Source organism: Bacillus sp. CCB-MMP212 (assembly GCF_022748145.1).
GTDB lineage: Bacteria > Bacillota > Bacilli > Bacillales > Bacillaceae_G > Bacillus_A > Bacillus_A cereus.
Map to the genome: position 1 here is coordinate 1 of NZ_JALDQE010000014.1, position 18,774 is coordinate 18,774.

Sequence of the window (18,774 nt, forward strand, 5' to 3'; positions counted from 1 at the left end):
TCCGCAGTAGCTCAGTGGTAGAGCTATCGGCTGTTAACCGATCGGTCGTAGGTTCGAGTCCTACCTGCGGAGCCATATTTATAGAGAAGTACCCAAGTGGCTCAAGGGGCTCCCCTGCTAAGGGAGTAGATCGCGAACGCGGTGCGAGGGTTCGAATCCCTTCTTCTCTGCCAGTAATTGGCCCGTTGGTCAAGTGGTTAAGACACCGCCCTTTCACGGCGGTAACACGGGTTCGAATCCCGTACGGGTCATACTAAAAGAGATAGCATAAACTGCTATCTCTTTTTTGTTGTGTATAGATATAGAAGAAGCTATGACAGATTATAAATAATAAGTTTAAAATAGGATTACCTTTTCTCATGCATAAGAAGAGATAATCCTATTTTTTGAACATGTTTTAACTCTCTATTGAATGTCCATCTTGTTTAATAACAGCATGATTATATGCGAAGTGAAGAGTTTTGTATCCTAAAAGTGCAATAGTGAAGGCAAGGCCTCCTGCTATAATAGCCACACTAAATCCTGCTCGAGCTCCAAAATTATCAATAACTAAACCAGCTATCGCTGATCCTAGGGAGACTCCAATTCCAAGTCCTGTAATTGCCCAAGTCATTCCTTCTGTTATTTTTGATTCAGGTACAATTCTTTCCACAAGCCCCATAGTAATAATCATAGTAGGAGCGACAGATAGTCCTGCAAAGAAGACAATAACTATTAGCCAAGCAATAGTATTTACGAAAAATAGTGGCAGCATTGTTATCATGGAAAGTGTGACTGCTATTAAAAATTGATTATAGGGTGGAGCATTGAGTTTAAGAGTACCGAAAATAAGGCCTGCCAGGCATGAACCGATTGCATAGACAGAAAGTACAAAGCTAGCAGCTACTGCGTTTCCTTGATGTTCAGCAAAAGCTACACTAACGACATCTATTGTGCCAAAGATAGTACCTATAGCAATGAGTGTGAATACTAGTACTCGCAAAGAACCAATTTTAAATACTGTTCCTTTGTTTGTAATGTCGCCAGGGTGTACAGGTGGTTCTGTGCTTTTTTGTAGGATGAATAGGCATACCCCAATTGTAAGAAAAACAGATGATAAAAGTGGCCCTGCTTCTGGGAAGAACATAACACTTAAACTGACAGATAATACAGGACCAATTATGAAGCAAATTTCGTCGACGACCGATTCAAAGGAAAATGCTGTATGCAATTTATGGGATCCACGGTATAGTTTAGTCCAACGTGCACGTACCATAGCTGACATATTTGGCATACAACCTGCACATAAGGCGGATAGAAATAGCGTCCAATAAGGAGCTTCATATTTCGTACATAGAAGTAAGAGGATCGTAAAGAAAACACTGATACCTGTAGTCGGAAGAAGTATGCGAGATTGCCCTAATTGATCGGCCATCCGAGAAATATGAGGAGCTAGTAAAGCAGATGATAATGTAAAGGTGGCTGCAACAGCTCCAGCAAGCCAATAGTCACCACGTAACTGAGATAACATTGTAACAATACCAATGCCCATCATTGATATGGGCATCCGAGCTATAAACCCTGCTAAAGAGAATCCTTTTGTACCAGGAGCACTGAAAATCTCACGGTAGGAATTAAACATAATAATCACCAAAGTATTTGACGTTTGCATATACATTCTTCATTCTTTTAAATCCTCCTCTGTTTCATTAATACCTTCTATAAAAAGGGACAGTGAGTCAATGTAGGATATAGGTAAGAAGTTATATTATCTTGTAAGCTAGAAATAATTTACATACGCACCGTATGTAAATATCATATTAACATACGGTGCGTATGTCAATTGAAATGTTTTATCTCTGGATAGAGAGCCGATGTTTAAAGGAGTTATTCTTTTATATAGAGAACGATACTATAGTGCAATTCATTTTGAATAAAGAGAATGAATAGAAGTAGGAGGAAAAGATGATTAAAAAAACGAGAGCAGAAATGATTACTGAAACACGTGCTAAATTGCTGAGTGCAGCAAGAGAGGCCTTTGGTACAGTTGGATATGTAAATACGTCTATGGATGATTTTACAGCATCTGTCGGTTTAACACGTGGTGCAATTTATCATCATTTTGGTGATAAAAAAGGATTGTTAGAAGCAGTTGTAAAAGAAATTGATATCGAAATGGATAATAAATTAGGGAAAGTATCAGATGAAGCGGAAGGAAAATGGGAAGGGTTTGTTGGACGTTGTCGTGCGTATTTAACGATGGCACTTAATCCAGAAATTCAGCGAATTGTACTTCGTGATGCACCAGCAGTATTAGGAAATAGTTATTATCAATCATCGCATTCGCAATGTTTAACGACGATGGCGGAGATGCTTCAGCAATTAATGAAAGACTGTATTATTGAAAAGACGGACTGCGAAGCTTTAGCAAGATTCATAAATGGTGGACTAGTGGACCTTGCTTGTTGGATTGCGAATTCTGAAGATGCAGAAGCACATTTGTCTAAAGCTTTGCATAGCCTATCACTTATATTGAATGGTTTATTATTAGAAAAGAATGCATGATTTTGAATAATATCTTTTTATTAATATACGGTAATAGTTAAAAGGGAGGTGGTAAAGTATATGCTAATTCATTTATGTCACCGTAGTCTATATAGGCCAACTGACGTCCAGCGTATAAGGAGATAATGTGTTAGTTTGATTATAGAAATTGAATTTAGCTATAGGGAATAATCAAATCACATTCTTTTTATTCACAATCTAAAGAAAACGCCTCCATTGAAATTGATTCCACACCTATTCTAATAACTTTACACTCTATGTGAAAAAGTTCACAAATAGGTCATAATTTGTGAAGTAATTCACAATAATACGTGCTACAATATGAATGTAAAGAAGTTAAACAACATTAAATTAGTATTTTAATTAATTACTTAAACAATCATAAAAAATAGATGTGAACAATAGAGAGGGGAAATTACCATGAAAAAAGGTATCAATCGTGTAGTATTAGTAGGAACAGGAGCTGTAGGTTGTAGTTACGCTTACTCAATGATCAACCAAGGTGTAGCTGAAGAGTTCGTATTAGTAGATGTTAATGAAGCAAAAGCAGAAGGGGAAGCAATGGACTTAAGCCATGCGGTACCATTCTCTCCATCACCAACAAAAGTTTGGAGCGGTAGCTATGCAGATTGTAAAGATGCAGATTTAGTAGTTATCACTGCTGGATTACCACAAAAGCCAGGTGAAACTCGTTTAGACTTAGTTGAGAAAAATACAAAGATCTTTAAACAAATCGTTCGCGGTATTATGGATAGTGGATTCGATGGAATCTTCTTAATCGCAACTAACCCAGTTGACATTTTAACTTACGTAACTTGGAAAGAATCTGGTTTACCAAAAGAGCGCGTAATCGGTTCTGGTACTACTTTAGACTCTGCTCGTTTCCGTTACATGTTAGGTGACTACTTAGATGTAGATCCACGTAACGTTCATGCTTACATCGTTGGTGAACACGGTGACACTGAACTTCCAGTATGGAGCCACGCTACTATCGGTGTACAAAAACTAGAAACAATCTTAGCTAACAACGAACAGTACAATCAAGAAGACTTAGATAAAATCTTCGAAAACGTACGTGATGCAGCTTACCATATTATCGAGCGTAAAGGTGCAACTTACTACGGAATCGGTATGTCACTACTTCGTGTAACTAAAGCAATCTTAAACAACGAGAACAGCGTATTAACTGTATCTGCATACCTTGAAGGTCAATACGGAGAGAAAGATGCTTACGTAGGTGTTCCAGCTGTAATTAACCGCGAAGGTGTACGTGAAATCGTAGAACTTGAGCTAAATGAAGATGAAAAAGCGAAATTCGCTCATTCTGTAAAAGTATTAAAAGAAACAATGGCACCAGTACTATAATAATTGCTAAATAATTCAGAGGTGGGAAACTGCTTCTTACCTCTGAACTTATATAATTTAATATAAATTCCTTTTCCGGTTTCCCTTGTATATCCCCAATATACCCCTTTTGCTGGATAAGGGTCGTTTATAGAAAAGAGCACTCTACTTTACGTAGAGTGCTCTTTATTATCCCGCATTAACGGGCAGTAAGATCCCCACCTCAAAATGCAGCGAAAGCAAAGAAGTTAGTTTGGTGATCAACTGCCCGTAAAAGCCCGATTGGTGAGGGCTGATAATCAGTGAGGGATGAACACCCCCCACTGATTAAAGTTTCACTTTATCATTTTTTAGGCGTTAATCCCAATTTCTTTAAAATATCTGTCAGTGTACCGCTTTTTGATTTTTCTACAGGTGTTTGTGATTTAGATGCATCTGGCCCTTTTTTCAAGAAGTTCTTTTCAACGAAGCGAATATCTTTTTCGTCGACAATCCCATCTTTATTAAGGTCTCCGTCTTTTACAGTTAGTCCTTTTTTACCATAGTTGCTAGCGATAATTTCAGCATCTTTAATATCGATTACTTTATCAGCATTTACATCGCCGGCAAGGTTTTCGTCAGGTCTTGCATAATAATATTGGCCAAGCAGCTTACCGTCTTTTTCAGTACCAAGTTTCGTTGTTAGGCGGCTTGTTAAATGTCCTGGCACTTCTACATATAGGTTATAGTCGCGTTTATTAACTGGAAGTCCATTTAGTTTGAAGTACCCATATTTATCTAGTGAACCTTCAAACTTATGACGGTAAGAATCAGTTGCGTATACTTTTACGCCAAGCTTTGCATAATCAAACTTTTCATCTAAATATCCACGTTCATTTAAGAATGCACCAGGTTTAATATTTCCTTCTACTAGTGAATTTAAGGACATAACTGAGAATGTTTGATCTTGAAGTACACGCATTCTATTTGGTTCTGATTCACCTTGTTTCCAGTAAACAAAAATTGGTGACTCTAATTGAGCGTTTGCTTCATAAAATTCATCATTTTCTACTTTGAAAGTTACATCAATGAACGGGAAATCACCATCTAATCCAGCAAAGTTTTTGTCATCGATAGTGCCGCCAACTGTAACCGAACCTGCCTCTAGTTTCGGTTCATTTACTTTTGCGGTTACTCCTTTTTCGGAAAGTAGCTTTTCAAAAGCAGGATTAAATTTTGCATTTGCAAATTTGAAGTTCTTCTCTAGGAAGTTTACATTAAATTGCCCAGCAACAAATTGTTTTACGTGTTTTGCGTTTAGTGTTACTGTGAACTCGTCATTTTTATATAATTCTTTTTTATCGTAACTAGCTTTCGCATATTGAGCATCTTGTGGGATAAACCAGTAGTTATTTACACCGCTTGGATAGTCAGCTCCTGCAGTTGCATAATCGAAAATATATACGCCTGTGTTCATTGGACCTTCCGTTCTGAAGGAGTCAGGTGTAATGCCAACTTTAAAGTCGCCATTTGCATTAATCGGTAAAAACTTATGCAAGTATGGAGAATAGTCATAGTACATAACGCCATTCGCTTCTTGCGTAATGTTTAATCCTTTTCCTTTTAAGTAGTCAACGTTTGAATCGTATACATTTCCTTTAATCCATAGTGCTTTTTTGCCATCTTCTACTGTATAATTTTCTTCATTTAACTCGTAAATACCAGGTTTTAATCCAGTTAGTTTCACTTCTGGTGGGGTATTATCAATTACAACATAATCACCTTTTACACGTGCTTTCCCAGCCTTATCATAACCGACAAACTCAATTGTGTAGTCTCCTTCTGGTAAGTTGATTTTCTCATCACCAATTGGTTTTGCAGGATCATTTGTAAAAGGATACACTTTTCCATTAAAGAATGAGTCTAAGTAGTAATACACATCAGTTTTTAGTCCACTTGTGTTTAATGTCCCAATGAAGCCCAGAGCTTTATCTGTTTTGGAATCTTTTACGATAAGATCTAACGTTTCAAGTTCGCTGTTTAATTGGAATGCCCCGTGAACATACGATTCACCGTATGGATTAAATTTAGATGTATCAGTTGAAATTGCTTTTCTTGATAGTATTGCATTTTCAATACCAGGCTCTGATACACGAATAGAGAATGGGATTTGATATATTTCTTCTTTATTTTTCGTGTTCGTAATATGAATATATCCTTCATATCGGCCTTGTTTTACACCGGCTGGAACATTAATTTTTGCTTCAATTTCACCTGCTTTGCCAGCATCAAGAGTAATTGTTTCTGGAGCAGAGATTTTTACACCGTTTGCGACAGCATCGTTAATAGTAGACGAAGCTGGTGTATAAGAAATTTCTGTTTTAAATTCTTTTTTCTCTTGTTTATTATGATTAGTTACTTTTATATTTCGTTTTTGTTCAAGAGCTTCACCGTCTTTTTGATAAAACTTACCGAATGCAATAGATCCAGTTTCTTCGGGCACTTCAATTACTTCATCATTTACAACAGTTTGTGTCGTATCTAATACTTTAAAGCTTGTTTCTGTACGAACGGCGTTGTAAGCATCTACTCGCCCAGCTCCAACTTCATACACCGAATATTTTTCTTTTAAATCATCAGCTGTGTTCATAAGAGACGCTTTTACATCGAACGGAGAGTAGTCTGGGTGTTCTTGTAAAATTAGAGCAGCAACGCCAGCAATATGAGGGGAAGCCATAGATGTTCCTTGCATACGCTCATAGGAAACAGCGTAGTTTTCACCCTCTTGCGGGTCGTTAATATATTCAGGAACTGTTGAAAGGACAGCGACACCAGGCGCTGTAATATCAGGCTTAATATCATCATTTGCTGTAACAGGACCGCGTGAGCTAAAGTCTGCAAGATGATCGCCTTCTGTTTGAATGTAATTAATTTCATCGAAAGTTAAGGATGTGCTACCTTGTTCAATTTGAGTTTTTAGTTTTTCACCGTCTTCTTTCGTTAGGCGGAATGTTGGAATGTATTTTGTGCTTTCACCAACGTAGAAAGGAATTTCTCCATCCACGTTGTTATAAATAATAACGGCCTTTGCACCTGCTTGTTTTGCGTTAGCAATTTTTTCATCAAATGAGGTTGTACCACGTGCAACGAGAGCGATTTTTCCTTTCACATCTTTTTTACTAAACTCGTCAGGCGTACCGATTCCTACAGATTCAATAGGTAAAGTTTGTCCCTTGAAATCTTCTATTTTATCAGTGAAGTTTTTGCCGAACAAAATTAGGTTAGGGAATTGTAATTGTCCAGCATGACCTGATAGTTTCGGTAAGGAAATAGAGCTATCACTGGCTCCAACCGTAATAGCAAATGGCGAAGCACCTGGTGATCCGAGTGTTGATGGAGTCGGTCCAGAGTTACCAGCAGCAACGACTGTAACAACGCCTGAAAGCATCGCGTTATTAACAGCGATAGATGTTGGATCAAGAGGATTGTTGCTATCATCACCTAACGATAAGTTAATAACGTTCATACCGTCAGAAATAGATTTATCAATTGCAGCGATAATACCTGAACTATCTCCACTTCCGTATGGACCGAGTACACGATAGTTATACAGTTCAATGTCAGGTGCAACACCTTTTACTGCTGAATCAGATTGGTTCTTCTTTTGAGCAGAAACGATACCTGCTACGTGAGTGCCGTGGGCTGTGTAGAAGGCAGAACCACGGTTATCAAATTCAGGAGCACCAGATTGTTGCCATTCTGAATAAGTAGTTTCCATTGGATCTGCATCATTATTAATAAAGTCCCAACCCTTTACTGAATTTGGATCTACTTTGCTAGAGTCCTCGCCAGGTTTTGCGCGATAGCCTTTATATACGTCTTTTAAGTCAGGATGATTGTAATCAATACCTGTATCTAATACGCCAACTTTAATTCCTTTTCCAGTAATGCCCTCACTATGTAACTTATCTACTCCAATTTGCGGGATGCTATCTGTTAGTTTTTGAGGTGCTTTTTGCTCAGCTTGTTTTGGTAAATTTAATTTCACTTCGTAATCTTTCCAAATGCGTTTTACAACACCAATTCGTAACAACTCTTCAACTGTATTTGCTGGTAATGTCATCGCAACACCATTTATCGCATGCTTATAAGAACGTTTAATTTGTACAGACTGGAAGTTTCCTGATTTTACTGATGGGCTGAATTGATAAAGACGTTTTAGTCCTTTTTCGAATTCTTCATGTTCTTGATCAATACGTGCTTTTATATTTTCTGGAGCAGCTTGTAATCCTTTTTCTTTTTGTTTTAATTCATTAATCTTTACTGGAGCAGTTTGAAATTCTACAATGATATTTACAGGCTCAGAACTACTCGTATTAATATCTGGTGAAATTGTAAAACCAGGGTTGGCATCTACCGTTTGTAATGCTAGGCGTTGTTCTTTAGAAAGCTTCGATAATATAGAATGAGCATTTGAAGATTCAATTTGGTTAATAGGACTTTCAGCAAGTACATTGAACGGAATGGCAGTTGAAAACAGAACGCCAGCCGTTACAATTCCAGTAACAAAACGGTTTTTCTTTTTCATTTATAGGCCTCCGGTAATATATATTTTTAAAAATTATTTCTCCACACCTGCTGTTTGCTCAGCATGGAATGTCCAGTTTAGCTGCAGGGAATCACCTTGAAATTTATTTTGATCTTGGTCGTTATCTTCAAATGAGAAGAGGACATGTAAGTAATCTGTTTCACCAGATTTAATACCATCTATTAAGTTATGACGTTCTAAAGACGTAGCGACATCTTCAGGTTTCATAGTTTTTAATTGTGATAGTTTTGTTTCCCACAAAATCTCATGATCATCGTTTGGATTAGATGGCTGTCCATCATTCACTAGAAACTTGACGATAATGTGATCACCTAAATCTTCACCGACATTATTTTGCGTTGCATCTGTAACTTCATATGATGTTTCAAGTGCTACTTTTGCGATATCCAATGTACCTTTATTTTCAAGCTTGAAGTTCCTTTCAATAAAATCACCTGGTTTTAAATCTTTCACATTAACGATTACACTTGGATTAATAGAAAGATCTAGTGTTCCAGCTTGAAATGAATTACTCGATGTTTCTGAATCACTGAAATAGGCGAATACACCTCCGAATGTAAGGGATAAACCAAGTGAAGCGGTGACAACTCCCATTCCTACTTTTTGTTTTAATGACATAAGAAAGCCCCCTAGTTAAATTTTTATAGCAATCGTTCGCAACAAGGATAAATAAGTAAACATAGTAGTCCGCTATGAATTATAGTTACGAAAGATTTCTGTTCTTTATTGAGAACAAGTATATGCTTATGAATTTCGCGTTTCAATAAAAATATGATAAAAAATGTTGAGAAACATTTTTTATGACAGATTATTTTATGGTTATTTTTAGTGGAAAATAGCATGAAAAATAGAATAAACCTAATAAAATAAAGGTTGAGAAAAAAATAATAGGCGTAAATATAGAAGTAGAATGAAGCGTTTACAATGAATATTCGTCAAAATTCGATATTTTACACAGAAATGTGAAGAAAAACTAACATTTTTAAGAAAAAAACGAATGTTTTTTATAAATTAACAAGGATATTGCAGTTTTTCGCAGAAATAGTTAAAGTATAAAAAATTCTGTCATCTAAGTGAGGTGAGCATATTGAGTGTAATAAATTGTGAAGAAGTGAAACGAGATGAGTTTCATACAGAAAAGTACTATGAAAGTTATAACATCTTTGGCGCGCATGTTGTGACGGAAGATGAGATTCAAGGGGTACGATTTACAGTGTGGGCTCCTCATGCGAAAGCAATGAGTGTTGTTGGGGATTTTAATGAGTGGGATTATGAGCAACATAAGATGCTACAAGTGACAGAAGAAGGCATTTGGTCCTTATTTATACCGCATATTGAAGAAGGAGAAATATATAAATATGCGATCGAAACGTTGGCTGGTGACGTCATTTTAAAGGCAGATCCGTATGCTGTATATGCAGAAGTAAGACCGAATACGGCATCTGTAGTTTTTGATATAAAAGGATATGAATGGAATGATAAAAACTGGAATCGTAAGAAAAAGAAAAAATCGATTTATAAAGAAGCGATGACAGTTTATGAATTACATTTTGGTTCTTGGAAAAAGAAAGAAGATGGAACGCTGTACTCTTACAGGGAAATGGTTGAAGAGCTCATCCCGTATGTGGTGGAACATCAATTTACACATATTGAAATTATGCCGCTTGTTGAGCATCCATATGATCGTTCTTGGGGATACCAAGGAACGGGATATTATGCAGCGACGAGTAGATTTGGTACGCCGCATGATTTAATGCATTTTGTCGACGAATGTCATAAATATGGAATCGGTGTCATTTTAGATTGGGTGCCGGGGCATTTTTGTAAAGATGCTCACGGTTTATATTTGTTTGATGGTACACCGACCTATGAATATAAAGATAAAGATGTACAAGAAAATCCAGTATGGGGAACTGTCAATTTTGATTTAGGAAAGAGAGAGGTACGTAATTTCTTAATTTCAAATGCGTTATTTTGGATGAGATATTTCCATATTGATGGTTTCAGAGTTGATGCAGTTGCGAACATGTTGTACTGGAATAAAGAAGGACAAGAGCAAAGTAATGAGCATGCTGTTTCATTTTTAAGGGAGTTAAATGAAGCAGTGTTTGCAGAGGATGAAGATTTTCTTATGACGGCAGAAGATTCAACAGCTTGGCCACTTGTAACAACTCCAACGTATGAAGGTGGGCTTGGATTCAATTACAAATGGAACATGGGCTGGATGAATGACGTGCTGAAATATATGGAGTGTGCGCCTGAATATAGGAAACACATTCATGAGAAAATGACGTTTTCTTTACTATATGCGTACTCTGAAAACTTCATATTACCGCTTTCTCATGATGAAGTCGTTCATGGGAAAAAGTCGTTATTAAATAAAATGCCAGGTGATTACTGGGATAAGTTTGCTCAACTTCGTTTATTATATGGATATTTCTTTACTCACCCAGGAAAGAAGTTACTTTTCATGGGAGGAGAATTCGGACAGTTTGATGAGTGGAAAGACCTTGAAGATTTAGATTGGAATTTACATGATTTTGAAATGCATCGTTATATGCATGATTACTTTAATGAGCTCATAGCATTGTATAAGCGCTCAAAACCACTTTGGCAGCTTGACCATTCACCTGAAGGTTTTCAGTGGATTGATGCTAATAATAATGAGCAAAGTATTTTCTCTTTTATCCGCCAAGGGGATAAACAAGAAGATGCGTTAGTTGTCGTATGTAATTTTACGAAAGCTACATATGAAAACTATAAAGTAGGTGTACCAGATTTCGAGTATTATAACGAGATTTTAAACAGTGATGCACAGCAATATGGCGGTTCGGGGCAAGTGAATAAGAAACGTCTTAAGACAATTCTAGAACCGTACCATAATCAAGCGGCACATGTAGAGATTACAATTCCACCATTCGGCGTATCCATATTACGACCAGTGAAGACGAGAAAGGGGAGCAAAAAACAAGATGGCTCAAAAACAAAAGTGCGTAGCAATGTTACTAGCAGGGGGAAAAGGTAGTCGTTTAAGTGCATTAACAAAAAATTTAGCCAAGCCAGCTGTTCCATTTGGTGGTAAATATCGCATTATTGATTTTACGCTAAGTAACTGTGCGAATTCTGGTATTGAAACGGTTGGGATTTTAACACAATATCAACCACTTGAACTTCATAATTATATCGGAATCGGAAATGCGTGGGATTTAGACCGAGTAAACGGTGGGGTCACAGTATTACCTCCTTATGCGGAGTCTTCAGGGGTTAAGTGGTATACAGGTACGGCAAGTGCCATTTATCAAAATTTAAACTATTTAAGTCAGTATGAACCGGAGTATGTTCTTATTTTATCAGGCGACCATATTTATAAAATGGATTACAGTAAGATGCTAGATTACCATATTGAGAAAGAATCGGATGTATCCATTTCTGTTATTGAAGTACCTTGGGATGAAGCGAGTCGCTTTGGCATTATGAATACAAATGAAGAGATGGAGATTGTTGAGTTTGAGGAGAAACCACAATTTCCAAGAAGTAATCTTGCATCGATGGGAATCTATATTTTTAATTGGTCAATTTTGAAAGAGTATTTAGAGATGGATGCAAGAAATCCTGAATCTAGTAATGATTTTGGAAAAGACGTCCTTCCGCTTTTATTAGATGAAGGGAAGAAGCTAATGGCGTACCCGTTTGAAGGATATTGGAAAGATGTTGGAACGGTGAAGAGCTTATGGGAAGCGAATATGGATTTGCTTCGCGATGAAACATCACTGAATTTAAACGATCGTAATTGGCGTATTTACTCTGTCAATCCAAACGAACCGCCTCAATATATTGCTGAAAAGGCGAAAGTAGAAGAATCGCTTATTAACGAAGGGTGCGTCATTGAAGGGGACGTGAAGCATTCTGTGTTATTCCAAGGAGTGACGGTGGAAGAAGGTAGTATGGTGATTGATTCTGTCGTTATGCCAGGGGCTAAGATTGGTAAAAATGTTGTGATTGAAAGAGCGATTGTTGGATCAGAAATGGTTATCGAAGATGGAACAATCATTCGTCCAGAAAAGAATGTTGACGATGTAGTATTAATTGCTGAAGGGAAATAGAAAAGGGGGATGAAATGAATGGGAGAAAAAATGTTAGGAATTATTAATGCAACGGGAAGTTTTCCTTCCTTAAAGAAAGTAACAGGGCATCGTTCACTAGCGGCGTTACCGTTTGGGGGCCGTTATCGACTCATTGATTTCATGCTTTCAAATATGGTGAATTCTAGTATTCATAGTGTGGCAGTTTTTACAAGCCATAAAAACCGTTCGTTAATGGACCATGTTGGTTCAGGAAAACAGTGGGATTTAGATAGAAAACGAGACGGACTATTTTTATTCCCGCCAAACTGCCAATGTGACCAAGATGAGTTTGGGTCTTTTGCACACTTTAGAAGACATATTGATTATTTTCTAAGAAGCAGAGAAGAGTACGTTGTTATTACGAATAGCCATCTCGTAACAGCATTAAATTTTCAAGCGGTGTTAGAGCGACATATACATACGGCAGCTGATATTACGGAAGTTTGCCATGAAGGGGTTTCGCTTCAAACATACGTGTTAAAGAAACAATTATTATTAGATTTATTTGAGACATATAAAGATGTGGAGCAATACAGTTTATTTGATGTAGTGAGAGAGAAACGCGGGAAATCATTACACATTGCTACATATGAACATACTGGATATGTAGCAATTATTGACTCGATCGAAAGTTACTATAAACATAGCTTAGAAATTTTGCAACCTGCTATTTGGAAGCAATTATTTAAGAAAGAAGCGCCGATCTTTACGAAAGTAAAAGATGAGCCACCAACTCGTTATCTAAAGGGTGCAGTCGTGAAAAATACAATGATTGCAAATGGCAGTATTATTGAGGGGGAGGTAGAAAACAGTGTTATTTCCCGTTCAGTTAAAATTGGAAAAGGATCAATTATTCGTAACAGCATTATTATGCAAAAGAGCCAAATTGGAGATAACTGTATAATAGACGGTGTTATTATTGATAAAGACGTGAAAATTGGCGACGGTGTCGTATTAAAAGGAAACATCGATGAGCCGTATGTTGTAGAAAAAGGAAGCGTACAAAACAGTACGATTAATAGTTATTCCTAAAGAATCAGTGGGGGCTTTTTCCTCCACTGATTAAAGTTTTAATTTAAATGAAAACTCGAAGGGAGGAAGCTGCAAGAGGAGTAATAAAAACTTTTCGCGCAGTGGGACAACAAGTGAATATTTTATTTGCAGTATCAGAATGTGTACCGTTTGTGAAATCGGGAGGATTAGCTGATGTAGCGGGTGCGCTCCCAAAAGAGCTGAAAAAATTAGGAGTGGACGTTCGTATTATACTTCCGAATTATAGCCTCATTCCGAAAAAGTTAAGAGATGGGTGTACGTTACATAAAGTAATTAACGTCCCGCTCGGGTGGAGAAATCAATATTGTGGAATTTTAAAAGGTGAGCAAGACGGAATTACGTATTACTTAATAGATAATGAATATTATTTTAAGAGAGATTCTCTGTATGGTCATTATGATGACGGGGAGCGTTTTTCTTATTTCTCAAAAGCAGTGTTAGAGTGTATTCCACACCTTGACTTTGAAGTGGATGTTCTTCATAGCCACGATTGGCATACGGCTATGGTTAATTTCTTACTTCGTGAAAAGTATCAAGATAACCCGTTATATGAGCGTATTAAAACGGTATATACGATTCACAACTTGCAGTTCCAAGGAGTATTTCCTCCTGAAGTGATGTACGACTTGTTAGAGCTTGGTGATGAATATTTTCATAGTGAGCAGCTAGAGTTTTATGGAAACATAAACTTTATGAAAGGCGGTATTATCGCTTCGGATCAAATTACAGCGGTGAGCCCGACGTATAAAGAAGAAATTCAATATGAATTTTTCGGTGAGAAGCTAGATGGATTACTGCGAAAATATAATGATAAGCTTAGCGGCATTGTAAATGGTATTGATACGAGCGTATATAATCCAGAAACGGATTCGTATATTAAGGCTCAGTATGATGCAGAGTCATTATATGAAAAGAGTGAAAATAAACGCGCCTTGCAGCGTTATTTTGGTTTGCCAGAAAAAGAGGATACACCAATTATTTCAATGGTAACGAGATTAACGAAGCAAAAAGGTCTTGATTTAGTACGCACTGTATTCCGCGAAATAATGGAAGAAGATGTACAATGTATTATTTTAGGTTCAGGTGATTCGGAATATGAGCAATTCTTTGAGTGGATGGCATATGAGTATCCGGAGAAGGTAAAAGTTTATATCGGATTTAATGAAGAATTAGCGCACCAAGTGTATGCGGGAAGCGATTTGTTTTTAATGCCATCGCTGTTTGAACCGTGTGGACTTGGACAACTTATCGCATTAGCGTACGGTACGATTCCAATTGTAAGAGAAACAGGTGGATTAAACGATACGGTACATTCTTATGATGAAGAAACTGGAGAAGGAAATGGTTTCAGTTTCACGAATTTTAATGCACATGACATGCTGCATACGGTTCACCGTGCAATTGAATTTTATCACGATAAACCAGTGTGGGAGCAGCTTGTAAAACAAGCGATGACTGAAGATTATAGCTGGGAGCAATCGGCTCTTGCTTATAAGGAATTGTATAAAAGTCTCATGGAATAACATGTAGGTGGTGAAAAAATGTTTACTCATGTTGAAAGTTTTAAATCAACTTTTCTAGAAAAGTTAGAGACGATGTATGGGAAAAGTTTCAAAGATTCTACAACTCGTGATCAATATAATACGCTCGGCCATATGGTACGTGAGTATATGAATAGTCAATGGATTGCAACGAATGAGAGTTATCGATCCGGAGAGCAAAAGCAAATGTATTACTTGTCTATTGAATTTTTGCTTGGACGTTTGCTTGGAAGTAACATCTTGAATTTAGGTATTAGAGATGTATGCGAGCAGGGGTTATCTGAACTAGGGATTTCGTTACAAGAGTTAGAAGAAGTGGAAGCAGATGCAGGCCTTGGTAATGGTGGGCTTGGACGCTTAGCAGCCTGTTTTCTCGATTCACTTGCATCTTTAAACTTGCCAGGACACGGCTGTGGAATTCGTTATAAACATGGTTTGTTTGATCAGAAAATTGTTGATGGTTATCAAGTTGAATTTCCAGAACAGTGGCTTCTTCATGAAAATGTATGGGAAGTAAGAAGGCATGATCAAGCTGTGGAAGTAAGTTATTTCGGCAGTGTTGAACCGCTAGAAATTGACGGGCGTTTAGAATTTAGGCATACAAATGCAGAAGTCATTATGGCAGTGCCATATGATGTGCCGGTAGTAGGCTATGAGACGAGTACTGTAAACACACTTAGACTTTGGAATGCTGAACCAGTTCCTTTCCCGCAAAACTGCAAAGATATTTTGAAATATAAGCGCGAAACAGAGGCTGTATCGGAGTTTTTATATCCAGATGATACGCATGATGAGGGGAAAATACTTCGTTTAAAACAACAGTATTTCCTCGTATCAGCAAGTTTACAAAATATTGTTCGAATGCATAGAGAAAGATATGGTGACCTTCGTCAACTACATGAAAAAATTGCGATTCATATTAACGATACACATCCGGTTTTAGCAATTCCAGAACTGATGCGTATTTTACTAGACGAAGAAAAGTTAACATGGGAAGAAGCTTGGCACATAACGACGCAGACGATTTCTTATACGAATCATACGACGTTATCAGAAGCGCTCGAAAAGTGGCCAATTCACATTTTTAAACCGTTATTACCGAGAATTTATATGATTATTGAAGAGATTAATGAACGTTTCTGTCATGAACTTTGGGAACGTTATCCTTATGAATGGCATCGCATTGAAGACATGGCAATTATTGCGCATGATCTTGTGAAAATGGCTCATTTAGCAATTGTCGGTAGCCATAGCGTAAACGGTGTAGCAAAAATTCATACGGAAATATTAAAACAGCGGGAAATGCGATTGTTTTATGAATTTTATCCAGATAAGTTTAATAATAAGACGAATGGAATTGCTCATAGGCGCTGGCTTATGAAAGCAAATCCACAGCTAACAAATCTCATTTCAGAGGCGATTGGAACAGAGTGGAAGAAAGAACCGATTAAGCTTCAATCGTTGCAAACAGTTCAATATGATGCTAGTTTCCAAGAGAAATTTGCAGAAGTAAAACAAGAACGTAAAGAGATTTTAGCAGAGCGCATTCATAATACAATGGGGATTACGATTGATCCAAATTCTATTTTTGATGTGCAAGTGAAAAGATTACATGCTTACAAACGACAATTATTAAATGTTCTTCATATTTTATATTTGTATAACCGTTTGAAAGAGGATGCTAGTTTTACATTTTATCCGCGTACTTTTATTTTTGGAGCGAAAGCATCACCTGGATATTATTACGCGAAAAAAATTATTAAATTAATAAATGAACTCGCAAGAAAAGTAAATAATGACCCGTATGTCAGTCAATATATGAAAGTTATCTTTCTAGAAAACTATCGAGTTTCTTTAGCGGAAGATATATTCCCGGCAGCGGATGTAAGTGAACAAATTTCAACGGCGAGTAAAGAAGCATCGGGAACAGGTAATATGAAATTTATGATGAATGGTGCGATTACACTCGGAACGCTAGACGGAGCTAACATTGAAATAAAAGACCGGGTTGGTGATGATAACTGTTTCATTTTCGGCTTAACAGCGGAAGAGGTTCTTCATTACTATCAAAATGGTGGATATCGTGCAAGTGATTATTATCACCACAATAGGCACATTAAAAAAGTAGTTGATCAATTAACAAATGGTTTCTTTGCACAATCGGGAGCAGAATTTGAAGCGATTTACGATTCTCTCGTTATTCAAAATGATGAATATTTCGTTCTGCGAGATTTTGGCCCATATGCTGAAAAACAAGAAGCTGTCGGTAGAGCTTATGAGAACCGAACAAAGTGGCTAGAAATGTCGATTTTAAATATTGCACAGTCTGGTCATTTTGCGAGTGATCGAACGATTTTGCAGTACAGCAATGAAATTTGGGGTATTGGTAATGCAGTTAAACAGTTTTAAAGAAGTTGCTATATTGGGAGATATATTATCGATTTACCAATAAAAATGGATATTAATAAATAAAACGGGCTTAATAAAATTAAGCTCGTTTTATTTATTTTGCTTAAGAAAGAAATGGAACAGTGGTATATATGATACCTGCCCCATCATACTCTCCTGTCGCAAAGTATGAAAATGTAAAGAAACCTGTGACCGTAAAAATTACAATAAGAAAAAGTGTGAAGATAAATTTTAACATGTAAGGTCCCCTCATCCAAAAATAACTTCATAGAGTATTATAGTATACGAATATTTTATTTCCAATTGTTTACTGGTTAAAAATGAGAAGTCAGACATGTTTTGTATGTTGTAATGGAATGATTATTTGTAATGGATTTTGTATTTTTTGTAAATGTCATATTGTGATGGACGTGTGCATACTCCCAATCATGATCATTAAAATTTATGTTTCGGGGAGGGAGAAGTGGAACGACATCGAACAAGTTGACGAAACGAAAGCTACTAGCTACTTGTAGTTTATAATAATTTCGAAAAGCGATATCTCCTACTTTTGGAGAAGCGAATGTATAAAGTCCATACTGTGCGAAGGCAGTATTTATACGTGCATCTAATATGTGTAATGTGGCAAGCGCACCACCTAGACTATGCCCAGTAGCTAGCAGTTTTTTATGTGCTGGCAATGATACGAGCATATCCATAATAGAATCACGACAAGACTCATAAATAGAGAGAAAGCCGTTATGGACATTTCCGCTATTTAAAGCATAAGGATAAGGTTTTTGATTGACGAGAGAGTCAATAATCCAATCAGGGTCTGTTTGAGTGCCCCTGAAGGCAACGATAATTGTATCCTCAGATTCTAATATAAACCCGAACCATTCTGTTGTTTGAATGGCTTTTCCTTGAAACCCTTGTACATATTGAAAACCATCTGGTATTTCGAAAATACCATTTTGTTTATATTGTTCATACGTTAACTCACAACAAGAAGCTAACAGTATGGCAGTGTCTTTATCAAAGGATAAAGGAGTACGCATTAAGGAAGCCCTCCTTAAGAAAAGGTATAGTTTAATATATGCGGTGAGGAACTTGATTCATGCTTTTGGAAAAAAGACTTGAACCTACAGTTACGTGAGGGAGTATGATTTTTGTAAACATATTGTTAGGAGGA

At 36.9% G+C, this 18,774-nt stretch carries 12 protein-coding genes and 3 tRNA genes; 10 read left to right on the forward strand and 5 right to left on the reverse strand.

Translation table 11 applies throughout. The features are described from left to right. The 3 genes from MRP26_RS26785 to MRP26_RS26795 all read left to right on the forward strand — a co-directional run bounded on the left by MRP26_RS26785 (position 1) and on the right by MRP26_RS26795 (position 251). Positions 1 to 75, forward strand: a tRNA-Asn gene (locus MRP26_RS26785). A 7-nt stretch (positions 76 to 82) separates the two neighbouring features. Beyond that, positions 83 to 173 (forward strand) — tRNA-Ser (locus MRP26_RS26790). Positions 174 to 179: 6 nt separating this feature from the next. Then, positions 180 to 251 (forward strand) — tRNA-Glu (locus tag MRP26_RS26795). Between the two features lie 146 nt (positions 252 to 397). On the opposite strand, the gene MRP26_RS26800 is transcribed toward MRP26_RS26795, so the two are convergent. Continuing rightward, positions 398 to 1,621 carry an MFS transporter gene (locus tag MRP26_RS26800; protein ID WP_095691521.1) on the reverse strand — a complete coding sequence of 408 codons (1,224 nt, stop codon included), beginning with the start codon at positions 1,619 to 1,621 and terminating at the stop codon, positions 398 to 400. 323 nt (positions 1,622 to 1,944) lie between these two features. On the opposite strand from MRP26_RS26800, the gene MRP26_RS26805 reads away from it, so the two are divergent. Both MRP26_RS26805 and MRP26_RS26810 read left to right on the forward strand, forming a co-directional pair. After that, positions 1,945 to 2,544: a TetR/AcrR family transcriptional regulator gene (locus tag MRP26_RS26805; protein WP_088025484.1), complete on the forward strand. Its 600-nt coding sequence runs from the start codon at positions 1,945 to 1,947 to the stop codon at positions 2,542 to 2,544. Between the two features lie 420 nt (positions 2,545 to 2,964). Next, the gene (locus MRP26_RS26810; RefSeq protein ID WP_000715346.1) at positions 2,965 to 3,909 is read left to right on the forward strand and encodes an L-lactate dehydrogenase; all 945 of its coding nucleotides are present in this window, start codon (positions 2,965 to 2,967) and stop codon (positions 3,907 to 3,909) included. A 322-nt stretch (positions 3,910 to 4,231) separates the two neighbouring features. Here MRP26_RS26810 and MRP26_RS26815 read toward each other — a convergent pair whose 3' ends face one another. Both MRP26_RS26815 and MRP26_RS26820 read right to left on the reverse strand, forming a co-directional pair. Then, complete coding sequence (locus MRP26_RS26815) at positions 4,232 to 8,455, reverse strand: S8 family serine peptidase (protein ID WP_242807127.1); 4,224 nt, start codon at positions 8,453 to 8,455, stop codon at positions 4,232 to 4,234. Positions 8,456 to 8,488: 33 nt separating this feature from the next. Next, positions 8,489 to 9,094, reverse strand: coding sequence for a CalY family protein (locus MRP26_RS26820; RefSeq protein ID WP_053563456.1), 606 nt, complete (start codon positions 9,092 to 9,094; stop codon positions 8,489 to 8,491). Between the two features lie 469 nt (positions 9,095 to 9,563). On the opposite strand from MRP26_RS26820, the gene glgB reads away from it, so the two are divergent. The 5 genes from glgB (at position 9,564) to glgP (ending at position 17,603) form a co-directional block, all read left to right on the forward strand. Continuing rightward, positions 9,564 to 11,501: a 1,4-alpha-glucan branching protein GlgB gene (gene glgB, locus MRP26_RS26825; protein WP_075717046.1), complete on the forward strand. Its 1,938-nt coding sequence runs from the start codon at positions 9,564 to 9,566 to the stop codon at positions 11,499 to 11,501. Beyond that, on the forward strand, positions 11,449 to 12,579 hold the full coding sequence (gene glgC, locus MRP26_RS26830; RefSeq protein ID WP_000057604.1) for a glucose-1-phosphate adenylyltransferase: 1,131 nt from the start codon (positions 11,449 to 11,451) through the stop codon (positions 12,577 to 12,579). Before glgB ends, glgC begins: the two co-directional genes overlap by 53 nt. An 18-nt stretch (positions 12,580 to 12,597) precedes the next feature. Continuing rightward, positions 12,598 to 13,632, forward strand: coding sequence for a glucose-1-phosphate adenylyltransferase subunit GlgD (gene glgD / locus MRP26_RS26835; RefSeq protein WP_016079899.1), 1,035 nt, complete (start codon positions 12,598 to 12,600; stop codon positions 13,630 to 13,632). A 113-nt stretch (positions 13,633 to 13,745) separates the two neighbouring features. Further along, on the forward strand, positions 13,746 to 15,176 hold the full coding sequence (glgA, locus tag MRP26_RS26840) for a glycogen synthase GlgA (protein WP_043315821.1): 1,431 nt from the start codon (positions 13,746 to 13,748) through the stop codon (positions 15,174 to 15,176). Positions 15,177 to 15,194: 18 nt separating this feature from the next. Next, positions 15,195 to 17,603: a glycogen phosphorylase gene (gene glgP / locus MRP26_RS26845; protein WP_053563458.1), complete on the forward strand. Its 2,409-nt coding sequence runs from the start codon at positions 15,195 to 15,197 to the stop codon at positions 17,601 to 17,603. A 103-nt stretch (positions 17,604 to 17,706) separates the two neighbouring features. Here glgP and MRP26_RS30850 read toward each other — a convergent pair whose 3' ends face one another. Together MRP26_RS30850 and MRP26_RS26850 are read right to left on the reverse strand one after the other, a co-directional pair. After that, positions 17,707 to 17,841, reverse strand: coding sequence for a hypothetical protein (locus MRP26_RS30850; protein WP_016079902.1), 135 nt, complete (start codon positions 17,839 to 17,841; stop codon positions 17,707 to 17,709). 76 nt (positions 17,842 to 17,917) lie between these two features. Further along, positions 17,918 to 18,640 carry a lipase family protein gene (locus MRP26_RS26850; RefSeq protein WP_001260112.1) on the reverse strand — a complete coding sequence of 241 codons (723 nt, stop codon included), beginning with the start codon at positions 18,638 to 18,640 and terminating at the stop codon, positions 17,918 to 17,920. Positions 18,641 to 18,774: the final 134 nt, after the last annotated feature.

What these genes read in the sequence shown, in the direction of transcription:
- MRP26_RS30850 (WP_016079902.1), bottom strand. Translation starts at nt 17,841, where the DNA reads ATGTTAAAATTTATCTTCACACTTTTTCTTATTGTAATTTTTACGGTC.
- glgC (WP_000057604.1), top strand. Translation starts at nt 11,449, where the DNA reads ATGGCTCAAAAACAAAAGTGCGTAGCAATGTTACTAGCAGGGGGAAAA.
- glgD (WP_016079899.1), top strand. Translation starts at nt 12,598, where the DNA reads ATGGGAGAAAAAATGTTAGGAATTATTAATGCAACGGGAAGTTTTCCT.
- MRP26_RS26850 (WP_001260112.1), bottom strand. Translation starts at nt 18,640, where the DNA reads ATGCGTACTCCTTTATCCTTTGATAAAGACACTGCCATACTGTTAGCT.
- MRP26_RS26820 (WP_053563456.1), bottom strand. Translation starts at nt 9,094, where the DNA reads ATGTCATTAAAACAAAAAGTAGGAATGGGAGTTGTCACCGCTTCACTT.
- MRP26_RS26800 (WP_095691521.1), bottom strand. Translation starts at nt 1,621, where the DNA reads ATGTTTAATTCCTACCGTGAGATTTTCAGTGCTCCTGGTACAAAAGGA.
- MRP26_RS26815 (WP_242807127.1), bottom strand. Translation starts at nt 8,455, where the DNA reads ATGAAAAAGAAAAACCGTTTTGTTACTGGAATTGTAACGGCTGGCGTT.
- MRP26_RS26810 (WP_000715346.1), top strand. Translation starts at nt 2,965, where the DNA reads ATGAAAAAAGGTATCAATCGTGTAGTATTAGTAGGAACAGGAGCTGTA.
- MRP26_RS26805 (WP_088025484.1), top strand. Translation starts at nt 1,945, where the DNA reads ATGATTAAAAAAACGAGAGCAGAAATGATTACTGAAACACGTGCTAAA.
- glgP (WP_053563458.1), top strand. Translation starts at nt 15,195, where the DNA reads ATGTTTACTCATGTTGAAAGTTTTAAATCAACTTTTCTAGAAAAGTTA.